This window comes from Kitasatospora sp. A2-31, assembly GCF_022288725.1.
In the GTDB taxonomy this organism is placed as follows: domain Bacteria; phylum Actinomycetota; class Actinomycetes; order Streptomycetales; family Streptomycetaceae; genus Kitasatospora.
In genome coordinates, this window is the sequence record NZ_JAKNTA010000011.1 from 133807 (window position 1) to 151001 (window position 17195).

At 73.5% G+C, this 17195-nt stretch carries 11 protein-coding genes and 3 pseudogenes; 10 read left to right on the top strand and 4 right to left on the bottom strand.

Annotated elements, in window-relative coordinates; genetic code table 11:
* Window positions 1–71 precede the first annotated feature (71 nt).
* Window positions 72–251: pseudogene (locus MCM47_RS27860) on the top strand (GntR family transcriptional regulator); the annotation flags it as partial.
* Window positions 252–721: 470 nt separating this feature from the next.
* On the opposite strand, the pseudogene MCM47_RS27865 reads toward MCM47_RS27860, so the two are convergent.
* The 3 genes and pseudogenes from MCM47_RS27865 to MCM47_RS27875 all read right to left on the bottom strand — a co-directional run.
* A pseudogene (locus tag MCM47_RS27865) lies at window positions 722–928 on the bottom strand (aldehyde dehydrogenase family protein); the annotation flags it as partial.
* A gap of 256 nt (window positions 929–1184) precedes the next feature.
* Window positions 1185–3011 carry a glutamine--fructose-6-phosphate transaminase (isomerizing) gene (gene glmS / locus MCM47_RS27870; RefSeq protein WP_238864471.1) on the bottom strand — a complete coding sequence of 609 codons (1827 nt, stop codon included), beginning with the start codon at window positions 3009–3011 and terminating at the stop codon, window positions 1185–1187.
* 115 nt (window positions 3012–3126) lie between these two features.
* Complete coding sequence (locus MCM47_RS27875; RefSeq protein ID WP_238864472.1) at window positions 3127–3423, bottom strand: hypothetical protein; 297 nt, start codon at window positions 3421–3423, stop codon at window positions 3127–3129.
* A 244-nt stretch (window positions 3424–3667) separates the two neighbouring features.
* Between MCM47_RS27875 and asnB the strand changes: the two genes are divergently transcribed.
* From asnB to MCM47_RS27915, 8 genes are all read left to right on the top strand, one after another.
* The gene (gene asnB / locus MCM47_RS27880; protein ID WP_238864473.1) at window positions 3668–5518 is read left to right on the top strand and encodes an asparagine synthase (glutamine-hydrolyzing); all 1851 of its coding nucleotides are present in this window, start codon (window positions 3668–3670) and stop codon (window positions 5516–5518) included.
* Window positions 5519–5719: 201 nt separating this feature from the next.
* The gene (locus tag MCM47_RS27885; RefSeq protein ID WP_238864474.1) at window positions 5720–6847 is read left to right on the top strand and encodes a hypothetical protein; all 1128 of its coding nucleotides are present in this window, start codon (window positions 5720–5722) and stop codon (window positions 6845–6847) included.
* A 145-nt stretch (window positions 6848–6992) separates the two neighbouring features.
* Entirely contained in the window at window positions 6993–8501 is a 1509-nt protein-coding gene (locus tag MCM47_RS27890) for an aspartate aminotransferase family protein (protein ID WP_238864475.1), read from the top strand.
* 31 nt (window positions 8502–8532) lie between these two features.
* A complete protein-coding gene (locus tag MCM47_RS27895; RefSeq protein ID WP_238864476.1) occupies window positions 8533–9963 on the top strand; it encodes a GNAT family N-acetyltransferase in 1431 nt (476 codons plus the stop codon).
* A 436-nt stretch (window positions 9964–10399) separates the two neighbouring features.
* Window positions 10400–11662 (top strand): MurT ligase domain-containing protein, encoded by a 1263-nt coding sequence (locus MCM47_RS27900; RefSeq protein WP_238864477.1) that lies wholly within the window; start codon window positions 10400–10402, stop codon window positions 11660–11662.
* A gap of 49 nt (window positions 11663–11711) precedes the next feature.
* Window positions 11712–12440, top strand: a complete 729-nt coding sequence (locus MCM47_RS27905) for a type 1 glutamine amidotransferase (RefSeq protein WP_238864478.1) — start codon at window positions 11712–11714, stop codon at window positions 12438–12440.
* A 349-nt stretch (window positions 12441–12789) separates the two neighbouring features.
* Window positions 12790–13815, top strand: coding sequence for a 6-phosphofructokinase (locus tag MCM47_RS27910; protein WP_238864479.1), 1026 nt, complete (start codon window positions 12790–12792; stop codon window positions 13813–13815).
* Between the two features lie 211 nt (window positions 13816–14026).
* Window positions 14027–15022 carry a 2-hydroxyacid dehydrogenase gene (locus MCM47_RS27915; RefSeq protein ID WP_238864480.1) on the top strand — a complete coding sequence of 332 codons (996 nt, stop codon included), beginning with the start codon at window positions 14027–14029 and terminating at the stop codon, window positions 15020–15022.
* A 41-nt stretch (window positions 15023–15063) separates the two neighbouring features.
* On the opposite strand, the gene MCM47_RS27920 is transcribed toward MCM47_RS27915, so the two are convergent.
* Entirely contained in the window at window positions 15064–15582 is a 519-nt protein-coding gene (locus tag MCM47_RS27920) for an RNA polymerase sigma factor (RefSeq protein ID WP_238864481.1), read from the bottom strand.
* Between the two features lie 567 nt (window positions 15583–16149).
* Here MCM47_RS27920 and MCM47_RS27925 point away from each other — a divergent pair.
* Window positions 16150–16632 (top strand): annotated as a pseudogene (locus MCM47_RS27925) (condensation domain-containing protein); the annotation flags it as partial.
* Window positions 16633–17195 lie beyond the last annotated feature (563 nt).

Consider the following 17195-nt stretch of genomic DNA (forward strand, 5'->3'; position numbering starts at 1 on the left):
CCTTGCCCCGATGATGGTGCTACTGTCGATAGCATCATGTTGCTGAAGTTGGACCTCACCGACATGCCGCCAACACCGTGCTGCGCGGTCTGCGGGCGCTGCGGGACGAGGGCGTCCTGGAGTTCCGCCGGGGCCGGGGCGTGACCGTCGCCGGCGGCGCCGACGGGCGGGCCGGGCTCGCAGGCCGGGCCGCCGAGCTGGTGGAGGAAGCCGCACGGCTGGGCTACAGCAGGGAGGATCTCGTGGAACTGAACCTGGACCGCACCGACTGGACCGGGGCCGGCGACGTCGGTCCGGACGTCGTCCTCGTCCTGGTCGCCGCGGCCGCCGCCGGCCTGCTCGGGCACCTGGCCGCCAGGCGCACCGCCGCCCCGGCCGGCGCCCCCGCCGGCACCCCGGCGGCCGGGCCGCGGCTCGCCCTCCCCGACGGCGAGCGCTTCGCCTGGCTCTCGTCCAGGCCGTGGTCTCGCCCGAGGGGCTGGAGGTCTCCTTCGGCCCGTTCGGCTGGCCGGTCCGCCGCTGGCCGCTGGGTCGGATCGAGTCGGCCCGCGCCGAGGACCGCACCCCCGCCCAGGTCGGCGGCTGGGGCTACCGGCTGAGCGGCACGGGCACCACGGTGATGCTGCGCGGCGGCGCCTGCCTGGTGGTCCGCCCTCGCACGGGGCCGGAGTTCGCGGTGAGCCTGGACGATGCGGAGCGGGGCGCAGCGCTGCTCAACTCCCTGGCCGCGCGCGCCGAACGGCAGCTCGGGCACCGCGAGGTGCGAGACGGACAGCCCGAAGACCAGCGCCCCGGAGGAGGTCTCGGCGGCCAGCCGCTCCTTGGTCGTCTCCGAGGCGGTGAAGGCGTAGAGGGCGAGCGGCTTCTCCCGGTCGGTGATGAAGGAGATGGCCGCATCCAGGTCGGGCACCTCCAGCACGGGCAGCACCTGGTCCAGCTCGTTGACGGTGAAGGCGATCTCCGTCCGGTGCGCCTCGGCGGGGCCCTTGCCGAGGGTGGGTGGTGGCCTTCATGACAGTACTCCCGGCGAGAAATTTTCAGCCGCTTGATAGTTGCCAATATCAAGCACTTGTCTCGACGGTAGGTCCGAATGGTTGGTGAAGTCAAGCATCTGGATGCACGGCGGGCCGGCCCCGTCCGGGACCGGCCCTCCCTCGGCAATCGGACGCCGCCTACTCCACCGTCTACTCCACCGTCACGCTCTTGGCCAGGTTGCGCGGCTTGTCGACGTCGCGCTTCAGCGCGACCGCGGCGTGGTAGGCGAGCAGCTGCAGCGGGATGTTCAGCAGCAGCGGGTCGAGCTCGGGCTCGCTCTTCGGGACGAGGATGCAGTGGTCGGCCAGCTTGGCCTCCGGCGCGCGGTGGGCGACGGCCAGCACCCGGCCGGAGCGGGCCTTGATCTCACCGAGGGTGGTGAGGTTCTTGTCCAGCAGCTCGTCGTCCGGCACCAGCGCGACGGTCGGCAGCTCGGGGCTGATCAGCGCGAGCGGGCCGTGCTTGAGCTCGCTGGCCGGGTAGGCCTCGGCGTGGACGTAGGAGATCTCCTTGAGCTTCTGCGCGCCCTCGCGGGCCACCGGGTAGCCGCGGACCCGGCCGATGAACATCATCCCCTCGGAGTCGGCGTACTCGGCGGCGAGTCCGGCGATCGCGTCGCTCTGCGCGAGGACCTCCCGGATCTGGTCCGGCAGCGCCTTGAGCGCGGCCACGATCCGGCGCCCGTCGGCCGGCGAGAGGTCGTGGATCCGACCGAAGTGCAGCGCGAGCAGCGCGAAGGCGATGACCGTGGAGGTGAACGCCTTGGTGGAGGCGACCGAGATCTCCGGGCCGGCGTGCAGGTAGATGCCGCCGTCGCACTCGCGGGCGATGGCGCTGCCCACGGTGTTGACGACGCCGAGCACCCGGCCGCCCTTGCGCTTGACCTCCTGGACGGCGGCCAGCGTGTCGTAGGTCTCGCCGGACTGGCTGACCGCGATGTAGAGGGTGTCCGCCTCGATCACCGGGTTGCGGTAGCGGAACTCCGAGGCCGGCTCGCTGTGCGCGGGGATGCGGGCCAGCTCCTCGATCAGCTGGGCGCCCATCTCGCCCGCGTAGTACGCGGAGCCGCAGCCGAGGATCTTCACCCGGCGGATCTCCCGCAGCTCGCGGGCGTCCAGGTTGAGGCCGCCCAGGTGGGCGGTGGCGAAGCGCTCGTCGAGGCGCCCGCTGAGGGTGCGCTCGACCGAGCCGGGCTGCTCGTGGATCTCCTTGAGCAGGAAGTGCTCGTAGCCGCCGGTGTCGTAGGAGTCGATCTCCCAGTCCACGGTGGACGGCTGGCGGTGGGTGGTGCGGGCGTCCTCGGTGGAGGTGCGGAAGCCGTCGGCGCGGACGGTCGCCAGCTCGCCGTCCTCCAGGTGGACGACCTGGCGGGTGTACCGGACCAGGGCCGACACGTCGGAGGCGGCGAACATCTCCTTCTCGCCGATGCCCAGCACGATCGGGCTGCCGTTGCGGGCCACCACGATGCGGTCGGGCTGCTCGGCGTCCAGCACGGCGATGCCGTAGGTGCCGACCACCTTGCCGAGCGCGGCGCGGACCGCCTCCTCCAGCTCCACACCCTCGGTCGCGTGGGCGGCGATCAGGTGGGCGAGCACCTCGGTGTCGGTCTCGGAGCGGAAGACGGCCCCCTCGGCGGTGAGCCGGGCACGCAGCTCGTCGGCGTTCTCGATGATGCCGTTGTGGACGACCGCGATCCTCTCCGCGTTGTCCTGGTGCGGGTGCGCGTTGGCGTCGCTGGGCACGCCGTGGGTCGCCCAGCGGGTGTGGCCGATTCCGGTGCCGCCCTTGAACCGGGCCGGGACGGCGGCGGCGAGGTCGGCGACCCTGCCCTTGACCTTGCGGACCTTGATGCCGCCGGTGCGTCCGGCGACGGCCACGCCCGCGGAGTCGTAGCCGCGGTACTCCAGCCGGGCGAGACCCTCCAGCAGGAAGGGCGTCGCGTCCTTGGGGCCGATGTAGGCCACGATTCCGCACATCTGAATGGACTCCTTCTGGGGTGGCGTGGGAGGGCCGGTGTTCCGGATGGCGCGGGCGGACCGGGGGCGGGGCCGGCCCCGGCCGGTCGGGGCACGGCCGGCGAGGGGCCGCCGGTCAGCCGTAGACGATCCGGCGCAGTTGGCGGGCCGAGAACCCGGGCGCGGCGACGCGCCGGGCCGGCAGCTCCTCGGCGAGCCGGGCGAAGATCTTCTCGTTGGTCAGGCCGCGTGCCTGCAGCTCGCCGTGGCGGCGCCGGACGTACTCCTCGGTGGTCTCGGAGAAGTACGCCAGGACCTCCGCCACCACCCGCGCCGCCTCCCGGGGCCCGAGCGGGCTGGTCCGGGTGAGGTGGGCGAGCAGCTCCTCGTGGGGGTGGGACTGGGAGTGCGAGGAACCGGGAGCGCTGGACACAACTCGGGACTCTAGGCCGGGCAGGGCACGGAGATCAAAGATCCTGCCCGAATTCGGGCAGGACTTGCCGCATTCAGCTCAAAATCCAGCGCGTTCGCGCTCCGATGCCCGCCCCCGACCGCCCCCGGACCGTCGCCGGACCCCTTGTAGCGGCACCGGCACGACACGTAGCGTGACTCTTCGCATACGCATCGGAGAGACGCGCCCTCCACGGACGCGTCTCGGAAGAACCGGAGGCTTGCTGATGTGCGGGATCACCGGATGGGTCGCCTTCGACCGCGACCTCACCGCCGAAGGGCCAGTGCTCGACGCGATGACGGCCACCCAGCTCTGCCGCGGACCGGACGCCGGCGGGGTCCATCTGGAGCGGCACGCCGCCCTGGGCCACCGCCGCCTCGCCGTGATCGACCTCGAGGGCGGGACCCAGCCCATGACGGTCGAGCACGACGGCCGGGTGCTGGCCGCCCTCACCTACAGCGGGGAGGTGTACAACCACCGCGAGCTGCGGGCCGAGCTGGAGGCCGCCGGCCACCGCTTCCGCACCCGCAGTGACACGGAGGTCGTCCTGCACGCCTACCTGGAGTGGGGCGAGCGCCTCGCCGAGCGGCTGAACGGCATGTTCGCCTTCGCCGTGTGGGACACCCGCACCGAGGAGCTGCTGCTGGTCCGGGACCGGATGGGCGTCAAGCCGCTCTACTACCACCCCACCCGGCACGGCGTGGTCTTCGGCTCGGAGGCCAAGGCCGTGCTCGCCCACCCCTCCGTCCGGCCGGTGGTCGACCTGGACGGTCTGCGCGAGATGTTCGCCGTCACCAAGTCGCCCGGCCGCACCGTCTACCGGGGCGTCGCCGAGGTCCGGCCGGGCCACGTGGTCCGGATCCGGCGCGAGGGCGTCTCGGTGCGCCGCTACTGGGCCCTGGAGGCCCGCGAACACCCCCACGACCTGGACGCCACGGTGACCACCGTCCGGGCCCTGCTCGAGGACATCGTCCACCGCCAGCTGGAGGCGGACGTACCGCTCTGCTCGCTGCTCTCCGGCGGCCTCGACTCCAGCGCCGTCACCGCGCTCGCCGCCCGGGCGCTGCGCGCCGCCGGAGCCGGCCCGGTGCGCTCCTTCGCCGTCGACTTCACCGGCCAGAGCGAGCACTTCCGGGCCGACGAGGTCCGCTCCACCCCGGACGGCCCGTTCGCGCGGCTGCTCGCCCGGCACGTCGGCGCCGACCACAGCGTGATCGAGCTGGACGCGGGCGCGCTCACCGACCCGGCCGAGCGGGCCGCCGTGCTGCGCGCCCGGGACGTCCCCGGCGGCTTCGGCGACATGGACGTCTCGCTGCTGCTGCTCTTCCGGGGCGTGCGCCGGCACTCCACCGTGGCGCTCTCCGGCGAGTCGGCCGACGAGCTGTTCGGCGGCTACCGCTGGTTCCACGACCCGCGGCTGGTCGCCGCCGAGGACTTCCCTTGGGCGGGCGCGCTGAGCCAGCTCGCCGGCGCCGGCGCGGGACCGCGCGAGCAGCTGCTGGACCCTGGCCTGGTCGCCAAGCTCGACGTGCACGAGTACCGACGGGCCCGCTACCGGGAGGCGCTGGCCGAGGTCCCGCACCTGCCCGCCGCCGACCCGCTGGAGCGGCGGATGCGGGAGATCTCCTACCTCAACCTCACCCGCTTCGTCTGCATCCTGCTGGACCGCAAGGACCGGATGAGCATGGCCAACGGCCTGGAGGTCAGGGTGCCGTTCTGCGACCACCGGCTGGTCCAGTACGTCTTCAACGCGCCCTGGTGGATGAAGACCTTCGACGGCCGGGAGAAGAGCCTGCTGCGCGCCGCCGTCAAGGACCTGCTGCCGGAGGAGGTCGCCCAGCGGCCCAAGGCCCCGTACCCGGTGGTCCAGGACCCGCACTACCCGGCGCTGCTCCGCGCCGAGCTGGCCGCCGTCGCCGACGACGGCAGCGCGCCGGTGCTCGGCCTGCTGGACCGCCGGGCGCTCACCGACGCGCTCGCCCCGGACACCGACCCGCAGTCCGTCCGGCTCGGCGTCGACCTGGCGCTGGACCTCAACGCCTGGCTGACCGAGTACCGGGTGGAGCTGGAGCTCTGACCGAACCTCAGCCCGTACGGCGGCCGGCCGCCGCCGTACGGGGGCGGCCGGCCCCGGGCCATCCCGCGTCGATCGGCCGGCACGGCGTGCGGTAGCGTCGCCGACACCTCCCGAATGGCGGCCGAAAACGCGGAATCCGACCCGCGTGCCGTCAGGATGGGGAGCGAACCGTCCGCATCGATCCGCCGGGGGATCTCCGTCATGCAACCGCGAGCCTTCGCGATTCTCACCGCCCTGCTGCTGGGCGTCCTGGGCCTCGGCTCGGTGGCCGTCACCGACTGGACGCCCTCGACCACCGCGGCGGCCGCGGCTCCGGCGGCCACCGGCGCGACGGGCTCGGGTGCACCGCCCTCCGGCGGCGCCGCCGTCACCGGTGCCAGCGCCACCCCCACCGGCGACCCGGCGGTGTGGACCCGCTCGACGCTGCGCAACAAGCTGATGTCCGAGATGGAGGCCACCGACCCCGGCGTCGCGCTGGCCGACCTCGACAGGATCACCAAGCAGCTGCCGTACACCGTCCGGTTCTGCCACCCGATCGCGCACGAGCTCGGGCACGCGGCGGTCAAGCGGTTCAACGCCGACTTCCAGAAGGTCATCTCCTTCCCGCACGAGACCTGCGCGGCCGGATACCTGCACGGCGCGGTCGAGGAGATGCTGAACGCCTCCCAGCAGCCCGAGGTGGACCTCCTGAAGCTCTGCGCCCCCAAGAACAGCGGCCCGTGCATCCACGGCGTCGGCCACGGGACGATGTTCGTCGCCAAGCAGGACGTCGCCAAGGCCCGCGACCTGTGCAACAAGTTCACGACCGACCAGAACCGGATCCGCTGCTCCGAGGGCCTGTTCATGCAGCTCTTCGGCCCGGACGAGGAGGACGAGAAGGCGAAGGCGAACCTGCCCGCCGACAAGCTCGCCCAGGACCCGCTCTACCCGTGCAAGGACCAGCCGGCGCTGTTCCAGTCCGCCTGCTTCTTCTACGCGCCGACCTTCTACCTCTCCTCGCACGACTACCCGAACCATCCCGAGGTCTACGCCGACGCCCTCAAGTGGTGCCTGGCGGGCAAGGCCTCCGGCGGCGCCGTCGACTGCAGCCGCGGCGTCGGCTCGCGGACCATGAAGTACAACCTGGACCGCGAGGACTGGGCCGCCCAGCAGTGCGCGACCGCCGCCGACGGCTGGCAGCGCAAGGCCTGCGCCGAGGGCCTGGTCAGCTACTACACGGTGAACTACACCGAGGCCGGCGCGGCCGCCCGGCTCTGCGGCAAGATCACCAACAAGGAGATGCAGGGCTACTGCCGCTCCGCGAGCGGCCTCTCCGCCTCGCTCGACTAGGCGTCGCCAGGTCGACCGGACGTTCGCCACCGGAAGGGGCCCGCGCCGCACGGCGCGGGTCCCTTTCCGTAGGATCGCGGTGATCGGGTGCGCCGAGGACGCCGCGCCGCCAGGCCCTTGGCCCCGCACCCCCTGGGAGCCCGCCGTGACGACCCCTGACGACCTCCGCAGCCCCGGCGCCGACCACGTCGGCACCACCCCGCCGGCCGGCGACGACTTCCGCACCGCGGCGCACGCCGCCGCCGAGCTGGTCTCCGACTACCTCGACGGGCTGCCCGCCCGCCCGGTCTGGCAGCCCATGGACGAGGCCGCCCGGGCGGCCCTGCTGGACGCGCCCCTGCCGACCGCCGGCACCGCGCTCACCGAGTTGCTCGCCGCCGTCGAGCGGGACGTGCTGCCGTACCCGATGGGCAACGGCAGCCCCCGTTTCTTCGGCTGGGTCAACTCCGCCCCCGCCCCGGCCGGCGTCCTGGCCACCCTCGCCGCCGCCGCGATGAACCCCAGCTCGGCGGGCGGCGACCACGCCGACGTCCACCTGGAGCGGGCGGTGGTCCGCTGGATCGCCGAGCTGGTCGGCTTCCCGCACCCGGCCGGCGGCGGGCTGCTGACCTCCGGCACCTCGATGGCGACCATCGTCTGCCTGGCCGCCGCCCGCAACCGTGCCGCCCGCGCCGCCGGGTGGGACGTCCGCGAGGACGGCCTGGCCGGCCTGCCGCCGCTGGTCGGCTACGTCACCGGCGAGACCCATTCCTGCGTCCGCAAGGCCGCCGAGCTGCTGGGCCTCGGCAGCCGGCACCTGCGCACCGTCGCCACCGGGCCCGACGGCCGGCTGGACACCGCCGACCTGCGCGCCGCGATCGCGCGCGACCGGGACGCCGGCCTGCTGCCGTTCCTGGTGGTCGCCTCGGCCGGCACGGTCGGCACCGGCGCCGTGGACGCCTTCCACCCGATCGCCGACCTCTGCGCCGAGCAGGGCCTCTGGCTGCACGTCGACGGCGCCTACGGGGCCTTCGGCCGGCTCGACCCGGCGATCGCGCACCGCTACGCCGGCCTGGAGCGGGCCGACTCGCTCGCCCTCGACCCGCACAAGTGGCTGGGCGTCCCGGTCGACTGCGGCTGCGCCCTGGTGCGCGACACCGGCGAGCTGCGCGGCACCTTCAGCCTCGTCCCCTCCTACCTGCGCGACGAGGCGGCCGGCGCGCTCGGCTGGTTCTCCGAGTACGGCACCGAGCAGACCCGCCCGTTCCGCGCCCTCAAGGTCTGGGCCACCATCGCCCACCGAGGCCGCGACGGCCTCGCCCGGGACATCGGCCACTGCACCGCACTGGCCCGACGTCTGGGCGAACTCGTCTGCGCCGACCCCGAGTTGGAGCTGCTTGCCGAGGTGCAGACCTCCATCACGGCCTTCCGGTACCGGCCGGCCGGGCTTGACGAGGCCGCCCTCGACGCGCTCAACCGCCAGCTGCCCGCGGCGGTCCAGGGCCGCGGCCGGGTCTTCGTCACCGGCGCGCGCCTCGGCGACCGCGAGATGCTCCGCGCCTGCCTCCTCAACGCCGCCACCACCGAGGCCGACCTCGCGCTCCTGCTGGCCGAGGTGAAGTCGGCCGCCGCCGACCTGCGCACCATTAACCGACCGGACACGGAGGATTCGTGATCGTGAAACACCGGGACGGCAGATTGATGGCATGGAGCACACGGAGAAGCCGACCACCCCATCCCCCGAGACGCCGACCCCCTCCCGTGCCCAACGGCGCGGTGCCCGCAACCACCGCTGGCGCCGCGACACCGTCGAGCTCGCCGCGGTCTTCCTCTCGGTGACCGCCGCCGACCTCGTGGCCAAGGTCGTGGTGCACGGCCCGGACGGCCCGGTGGTCCTCGCCGCATCCGCGGCCGCCCTGGTCGCCACGGCGCTCTTCCACGCCTGGTGGTCGCACCGCCACCAGTTGCACGGTCCGCCCGCGCCGGACGCGCCCGCTCCCCCGGGCGCCGCGCAGGCCGCCGCGGCGCCGGTGAAGGAGCCCCTGAAGGGACCCCTGGACGACTTCGAGGAGACCGCGCTCTGGCGGATCCGCACCACCGTGCAGGACTCCCCCGGCAGCCTGGCACGGGTGTGCACGGCGTTCGCCGAGCGGCGGGTCAACATCGTCTCGATGCAGTCCCACCCGCTGCCCGAGGGCACCGTGGACGAGTTCTTCGTCCGCGCCCCGCGCTCGTTCACCCGGGCCGACCTGACCTCGCTGGTGGCCGCGGCCGGCGGGCACGACATCTGGAGCGCGCCCGCCGACGCGCACGACCTGGTGGACGGGCCGACCCACGTGCTGGCGCTGGCCACCCGCACCGCCCTGGACGCCGCCGAGCTGCCGGTCGCCCTGCGCCAGCTGTTCGGCCAGTGCACCATCCGCCAGTACCCGGGCGGGGCCGGACGCGCCGTCGCCGGGGTCGACGGCCACGTGCTGCGGCTTCCGGTGCCGTCCGGCGACCTGATCGAGCTCAGCCGCCCCCAGCTGCCCTTCACCCCGACCGAGTTCGCCCGGGCGAAGGCCCTGGTCGAGCTGGACGCCCTGCTCGGCCCCCGGGTCCCGGACGTCCGGGCGCGACTGACGCTGCCCGCCGGCACCGACCTGACCGTCCGGCGGGCCGACGCCGGCGACAAGGAGGCGGCGCTGGCCATGCACCACCGCTGCTCCCCGGACACCCTGCGCAAGCGCTACCACGGCCCCGTCCGGGACGCCGACCGCTACCTGGACCACCTGCTGGACGCCCGGCACGGCCAGACCCTGGCGGTCGAGGCGGCGGACGGCCGGATCGTGGCCCTCGGGCACCTGATGTGGGACGACGACAGCGCCGAGGTCGCCGTCCTGGTCGAGGACGCCTGGCAGCGCCGCGGCCTGGGCCTGGACCTGATGCGGCGGATGTCCGCGCTGGCCCTGGAGGCGGGGGTGGAGACGGTCTACGCCGTCACCCAGTCGTCCAACACCGGCCTGATCGCCACCATGCGCCGGCTGGCCGCACCGCTGGACTACCAGGTCGAGGAGGGCACCCTGGTGATCACCGCGCACCTGGCGGAGGCCGCGGAGCAGCTCCCCGTCCCGTGGCCGACCCGCCCGGGCCGGTAGCCCCGCCGGGCGGCGGGGCCCGCCTCGCCGATCCTGCCGCCGGACCAGCCGGCCCGGCCGTGCGGGGTCACCCGGCGGTCCGGTAGCCGATCACCCGGCGACCAACCGGGCGGTTATCGTTTCTTCACTACATCCTCACGCGGACCCCTCGGGCCGGACGGCGAGCCCCGCCGTCCGGCCCGCCGCACGCCCGCCGCGGGGAACCGGCAGGCCCCGGATCAGCGTCCCCAGCGGCGAAAGGCCCCTCCGTACACCGTCTTTCCTGACACCGCGTCAGGGCACCCGCGAGGGGGCCGCCGGGGCCGTCGCAGCAGGCGGCGCGGGGTCCGGAGCATCGAGCCGGCCGGCGGAGTCGGTAGGCTGACCCCGTCCCCGCCGCCCGACGGCTCGTTATCCGGCCCCCGGGCGGTGCCGCAGCAAGGAGGAACCACTGAGCATGGCAGGCACCGAACCGGAGCCCACAGGCGCACGCGACGCCTCGCTGCCCGCCCGCGCCAAGATCGCGGTGACGGCCGGCAAGGTGGCCGCCGCCGTGTCCCGCAAGGCCGGCCGCGGAAGCGGCTCGGTGATCGGCGGCAAGGTCGCCCTCAAGCTCGACCCCGATCTGCTCGCCACCCTCGCCGACCACCTGGACGTGGTGCTGGTCAGCGCCACCAACGGGAAGACCACGACCACGCGACTCATCGCCGAGGCGCTGCGCGCCGCCGGTCCGGTGGTCTCCAACGCCCTCGGCGCCAACATGCCGGCCGGCATCACCTCCGCCCTGGCCGGTGGCTCGGACGCCCGCTTCGGCGTCATCGAGGTGGACGAGAAGTACCTGGCCGGGGTCGCCCGCGACACCCGTCCGAAGGCGATCGCCCTGCTCAACCTCTCCCGCGACCAGCTCGACCGCGCCGCCGAGACGCGCATGATGGCCGAGAAGTGGCGCGAGGGCCTCCAGGACACCGAGGCCGTGGTCATCGCCAACGCCGACGACCCGCTGGTGACCTGGGCCGCCTCCTCCTGCAAGAAGGTGGTCTGGGTGGCCGCCGGCCAGGCCTGGAAGGAGGACGCCTGGTCCTGCCCCGCCTGCGGCGGTGTGATGCAGCGCCCCGGCGACGACTGGTTCTGCCAGGACTGCGGCTTCCGGCGCCCCAACCCGCACTGGGCGCTCCAGGGCACCCACGTGATCGACCCGCAGCGCGGTGCCTGGCCGATCCAGCTCCAGCTGCCCGGCCGCGCCAACCTGGCCAACGCCACCAGCTCGGCCGCGGTCGCCGCCGTCTTCGGCGTCGCCCCCCAGGTCGCGCTGGAGCGGATGCGCTCGGTCACCGCCGTGGCCGGCCGCTACGACGTGGTGCAGTACCAGGGCCGGGACATAAGGCTGCTGCTGGCCAAGAACCCGGCCGGCTGGCTGGAGACCTTCTCCCTGATCGACGGCCCCCCGGCTCCGGTCATCCTCTCCGTCAACGCCCTCGACGCCGACGGCACCGACACCTCGTGGCTCTGGGACGTCGACTACGAGCGCCTCGCCGGGCACCCGGTGTTCGTGATGGGCCAGCGCAAGCTGGACCTGGCCGTCCGCCTGGAGGTCGCCGGGCTGCAGTTCCACGTGGTGGACTCCCTGGAGCAGGCCGTCCGGATGGCGCCGCCCGGCCGGATCGAGGCGATCGCCAACTACACCGCCTTCCAGCAGCTGCGGAAGGTCGTGGCCGGCTGATGCCGGCCCAGCAGCCCCATCGAGTGAGCGTGACGGAAGGCCTTCGAGGATGAGTGAGAGCAGCCTGCGCGTGGTCTGGGTCTACCCGGACCTGCTCAGCACCTACGGCGACCGGGGCAACGCCCTGGTCGTGGAGCGCCGGGCCCGCCAGCGCCACCTCAACGTGACCCGGATCGACGTCCGCTCCGACCAGTCGATCCCCACCAGCGGGGACATCTACCTGATCGGCGGCGGCGAGGACCGCCCGCAGCGGCTGGCCGCCGAGCGGCTGCGCGCCGACAGCGGCCTGATCCGCGCCGCCGAGAACGGCGCGATCATCTTCGGCGTCTGCGCGGGCTTCCAGATCATGGGCCACGAGTTCATCAACGACCTCGGCGAGCGCGAGCCCGGCCTGGGCCTGCTCGACGTCTGGACAACCCGCGGCGAGGGCGCCCGGTGCGTCGGCGACGTGCTCGCCGACGTGGACCCGCGTCTGGGCCTGCCGCAGCTGACCGGGTTCGAGAACCACCAGGGCGTCACCCACCTCGGCCAGGGTGTCCAGCCCTTCGCCAACGTCACCGTCGGCCGGGGCAACGGCACCGGGGACGGCACCGAGGGCGCCTGGCGGGACACGGTCTTCGGCACCTACCTGCACGGCCCGGTGCTGGCCCGGAACCCCGCCGTGGCGGACATGCTGATCAAGCTGGCGCTGGACGTCAACGCCCTGCCGCCGGCCGACACCACCTGGTACGACGCGCTGCGCGCCGAGCGCATCGCGGCCACTTCGCGCCCCGCGTAGCACGTCCCCGCCCGGACCGGGTGCCCGCGATGCGGTCACCCGGCCCACCGGCGGGCCCGGACGTACGACAATGGGGCTGCCGGCTGCACACCCTCCTCGGCAGCAGGCTGCACTTCCGCGCGGGGGCGCCGACGGCGCCGCTCCCGCGTCGGCCCCTGCCCGGCCGGACGCAGGGGCCGTATGCTCGACTCCCCGGCCGCTTTCGGGCGTTCCGTCCGAATCGGCCGGCCCTTCACCCCACGGTCGCCTCCCCGTCACCACGGTGCGGGATCGGGCCGCTACGGTGACGGCTCGTCGTCCCAGCCTGTAGTCCGGCCGTTCCTCGGTTCTGCTCGGGAGTTGCAAAGCAATGCGTATTGGAGTGCTGACCAGCGGCGGTGACTGCCCCGGCCTGAATGCGGTGATCCGCTCCGTGGTCCACCGGGGGGTGGTCGACCACGGCGACGAGATCATCGGGTTCGAGGACGGCTGGCGCGGTTTCCTGGAGGGCCACCACCGGCCCCTGACCCTCGACTCGGTGAGCGGCATCCTCGCTCAGGGCGGCACCATCCTCGGGTCCTCCCGGGTGCAGCCCAGCCACCTGCGCGACGGCGTCGAGCGCGCCAAGCAGTACTGCGCCGACCTCGGCCTGGACGCCGTCATCCCGATCGGCGGTGAGGGCACCCTCAAGGCCGCCAAGCTGATGAGCGACGCCGGCCTGCCGATCGTCGGCGTGCCGAAGACCATCGACAACGACATCGCCTGCACCGACGTGACCTTCGGCTTCGACACCGCCGTCTCGGTCGCCACCGAGGCGCTGGACCGGCTGAAGACCACCGCCGAGTCGCACCAGCGCGTCATGGTCGTCGAGGTCATGGGCCGGCACACCGGCTGGATCGCGCTCAACGCGGGCATGGCGGCCGGTGCCCACGCGATCGTCGTCCCGGAACGCCCGTTCCACATCGAGAAGCTCACCGCCGTCGTGCGCGAGCGCTTCGACCGGCAGAAGAAGTTCGCGATCGTGGTCTGCGCCGAGGGCGCCAAGCCCGAGCCCGGCACCATGCACTGGGAGGAGGGCAGCAAGGACATCTACGGCCACGAGCGGTTCACCGGCATCGCCACCCAGCTCTCCCGCGAGCTGGAGCACCGGCTCGGCAAGGAGGCCCGCCCGGTGATCCTCGGCCACACCCAGCGCGGCGGCACGCCGACCGCCTACGACCGGGTGCTGGCCACCCGCTTCGGCTGGCACGCCATCGAGGCCGTCCACAAGGGCGCCTTCGGCCACATCACCGCGCTGCAGGGCACCAACATCAACCTGGTACCGCTGGCGGAGGCCGTCGCCGAGCTGAAGACCGTCCCGCAGGAGCGCTACGTGGAGGCCGAGACGGTCGTCTGACCCGTCCGCCCCCGCCGCGCCGCGGCACGAGGAGCACCGCCGCACGAAGCACCGCGGCACCGGCCCCCGAGCACCCGCCCGGGGGCCGGTGGCGTTCCGGCCCGGGGGCCGGTGGCGTTGCCGCCCGGGGGCCGGTGTCGTTCCCGCCCGGCGCCGGGCGGCAGCGGCTAGCGTGACCGGTGGGCCGGCCCACCACGGAAGGAACCAGTCGATGGAGATCCTGGCGTACGGCGTCCAGACCGACGAGCGGCCGCTGCTGGAGCGGGCCTTCGCCGGGCGGCACGAACTGCGCTGCCTGGACGTCTTCCTCAACCGCGACACCGCCCCGCTGGCCAGCGGCCACCCGGTCGTCAGCAGCAGCGTCAACGCCGTGCTCGACGCCGGGACGCTCACCGTGCTGGCCGCCGGCGGCACGAAGCTGATCGCCCAGCGCTCCACCGGCTTCAACAACATCGACCTGGACGCCGCCGCCGAGCTCGGCCTCACCGTCGCGCGGGTCTCCCACTACAGTCCCCACGCGGTCGCCGAACACGCCTGGGCGCTGGCGCTGGCGGTGAACCGGCGGCTCACCCGCGCCGCCGTCCGCACCCGCGAGTTCGACTTCCGGCTGGACGGCCTGCTCGGCCGCGACGTCCACGGCATGACGGTCGGCGTGATCGGCACCGGCAAGATCGGCACCTGCTTCGCCCGGATCGCCACCGGCTTCGGCACCGAACTGCTCGGCTGGGACATCGCCCCGAACCCGGACTGCCTGGAGCTCGGCATGGCCTACACCGAGCTGCCCGACCTCCTCGGCCGCTCCGACCTGATCAGCCTGCACGTCCCCCTGGTGCCGGCCACCCACCACCTGATCGACGCGGCCGCGCTGGCCCGGATGAAGGACGACGCCATCCTGGTCAACTCCAGCCGCGGCGGCCTCGTGGACAGCGCCGCCCTGGTGGAGACGCTGCGCGCCGGGCGGCTCTCCGGCGTCGGCCTGGACGTCTACGAGGAGGAGACCGGCGTCTTCTTCACCGACCGCTCCATCCACGGCATCACCGACGACACCCTCGCCCGCCTGGTCACCTTCCCCCATGTCCTGGTCACCAGCCACCAGGCCTACTTCACCGGGACCGCCGTCGGCCAGATCATCGACGCCACCGCCCGCAACGTCGACGACTTCGCCGCCGGCCGCCGCAACGAGAACACCCTCGTGCCGAGGAGCTGACCCCGCGAGAGGACGGCCCGTCGTGGGTTCCCCGGGCGGGGTCAGCAGACCGGAGTGGCGTTCCAGTGCTGGCGGAAGCGGCGCCGGGCCCGGTGCAGGCGGGAGCGGACGGTGCCGACCGGGAGCTGCAGGGTGCGCGCGATCTCCTCCTCGCTCAGGCCCAACACCCTGAGCGAGAGCACCTGTTGGTGCTGACGGGAGAGCCGCTCCAGGATGTCGTCGATGTGCACCACGTCCAGCGGGTCGGCGGTCTGGGTGACGTCGGGGAGCGCGTCCGCGGCGGAGGCCACCGAGAGCCGGGCGGCGCGCACGGCCTCACGGACGGCGATGGCGCGCACCCACCCGTAGAACGCACCGGTGTCGCGCAGGCCGTGCACACCGCGGTAGACCGCGAGCAGGGCCTCCTGGACGGCGTCCGGGCCGTGACGCCTGGCGATCGGCGTGCACACGCGGGAGACGTAGGGCGCGATGTGGGCCAGCAGGTCGTTGAGCGCCTGCCGGTCGCCGGCCCGTGCCCGCGCGAGCAGCTGCGCCGCGGTCGCCGCCGGGCTCGTGGGCAAGCGCGCTGCATGGTGAGCCTTTCGAGCTGTGGCACGGCGCACTGTTCGGTCCTACGGACGGCGAGCCGATCAGGTTCAGCCGAATCCGGATTTCCGCAGCAAGATTCGTGTCCCCCGTAGCTGCGGCGGACCCGCCGAAGGGGTCCGCGCGCTCAGCTTTTCACCTGGTCACGTATGCGCCAAGGTCGCCTCCGAGACATGGCCGAATCGCGTCTTCCGGCGGGTTCTCAGCCAAATGAGTCCCGACACGGGAGCCGGAACCTCCACATCCGAGCTGGCCGGATCCGTCGATTGTCCGGTTTTGTCCCGCTCGACCATCCTCAAAGTTGACCTTGACCCGACAAGTGGGGCTCCTGATAATGAGGCCTGAATGATCACCGTCGCCAATGCATTCACCGGTGCGACGCGTCGCCACGTCGGGCTCCGTTCAGCCCGAATTCACCGTTCCCTTTCTTGAGCTTTCCGCGGGTACGCCGGCAGATTTCCTCGCGCGCGCCCCGACTCCTGCTCGAACACATCGGTCGGTCTCTCCTGCGGTATTCCCGCTCCGCGCTGAAGGTTGGTGCAATGTCAGTCCATGAGGAAGAACTCCGGCCACTGTCGGGCGCCCAGGAAGGAATCTGGTTCGCCCAGCGGCTCGACCCGGCCAACGGCGCCTACAACACCGGCGAGTACGTCGAGATCCACGGCCGCATCGACCCGGCGCTCTTCGAGACCGCCCTTCGGCGCACGGTGGCGGAGGCCCAGACCTTCGCGCTGCGGTTCCGCGACACCCCGGACGGGCCGTGCTGCGTGCTGCCCGCCGAGCCGGCCGACTGGCCGCTGCACCGGATCGACCTGAGCGCGGAGCCCGACCCGCGGAGCGCGGCCGAGGCGTGGATCCGCGCCGACCTGGCCACCCCGGTGGACCTGGAGAGCGGCCCGCTGTTCACCCATGCGCTGTTCACGCTGGGCGCCGACCACTACGCCTGGTCCCTGCGCGCCCACCACATCCTGCTGGACGGCTACAGCTACAAGCTGGTGGCCCGCCGGCTGGCCGATACGTACAGCGCGCTGGCCGCCGGCGGCGAGGTCCCGCCGGATCCGTTCGGCCCGGTCGGCCCGCTGCTGGACGCCGATGCCGAGTACCGCTCCTCGGAACGCTTCGCGCAACACCGCGCGTACTGGACCGACCGCCTCGCCAACGCGCCCGCGCCGGTGCGGCTGAGCGCGCGCACCGCGCCACCGGTCTACCCGTTCCGCCGCCGCGCCACCGTGCTGCCCGACGCCGAGGGCCTGGCGGCGGCCGCCGGCCGGTTCGGCGCCTCCCGCACCGACCTGCTGGTGGCCGCGGTGGCCGCCTACCTGCACCGGGCGACCGGGGCGGAGGACCTGGTGCTCGGGCTGGCCACGATGAGCCGCCTGGGCTCGGCCGCGCTGCGCACGCCGGGCACCACCTCCGACATCCTGCCGCTACGGGTCAGGGTGGACCCGGGCACCACCGTGGGAGACCTGGTGCGCCGGGTCGCCGCCGAGCTGGCCGCCCTGCGGCGCAACCAGCTCTACCGCGGCGAGTACCTGCGGCGCGACCTGGGCCTGCTCGACGGAGGCCGGCGGCTGTACGGACCGGTGGT

Bases quoted from the DNA above. Each gene is read 5' to 3' on its own strand.
- glmS (WP_238864471.1), bottom strand. From the start codon at position 3,011: ATGTGCGGAATCGTGGCCTACATCGGCCCCAAGGACGCGACGCCCTTC.
- asnB (WP_238864473.1), top strand. From the start codon at position 3,668: ATGTGCGGGATCACCGGATGGGTCGCCTTCGACCGCGACCTCACCGCC.
- MCM47_RS27885 (WP_238864474.1), top strand. From the start codon at position 5,720: ATGCAACCGCGAGCCTTCGCGATTCTCACCGCCCTGCTGCTGGGCGTC.
- MCM47_RS27895 (WP_238864476.1), top strand. From the start codon at position 8,533: ATGGAGCACACGGAGAAGCCGACCACCCCATCCCCCGAGACGCCGACC.
- MCM47_RS27900 (WP_238864477.1), top strand. From the start codon at position 10,400: ATGGCAGGCACCGAACCGGAGCCCACAGGCGCACGCGACGCCTCGCTG.
- MCM47_RS27905 (WP_238864478.1), top strand. From the start codon at position 11,712: ATGAGTGAGAGCAGCCTGCGCGTGGTCTGGGTCTACCCGGACCTGCTC.
- MCM47_RS27910 (WP_238864479.1), top strand. From the start codon at position 12,790: ATGCGTATTGGAGTGCTGACCAGCGGCGGTGACTGCCCCGGCCTGAAT.
- MCM47_RS27915 (WP_238864480.1), top strand. From the start codon at position 14,027: ATGGAGATCCTGGCGTACGGCGTCCAGACCGACGAGCGGCCGCTGCTG.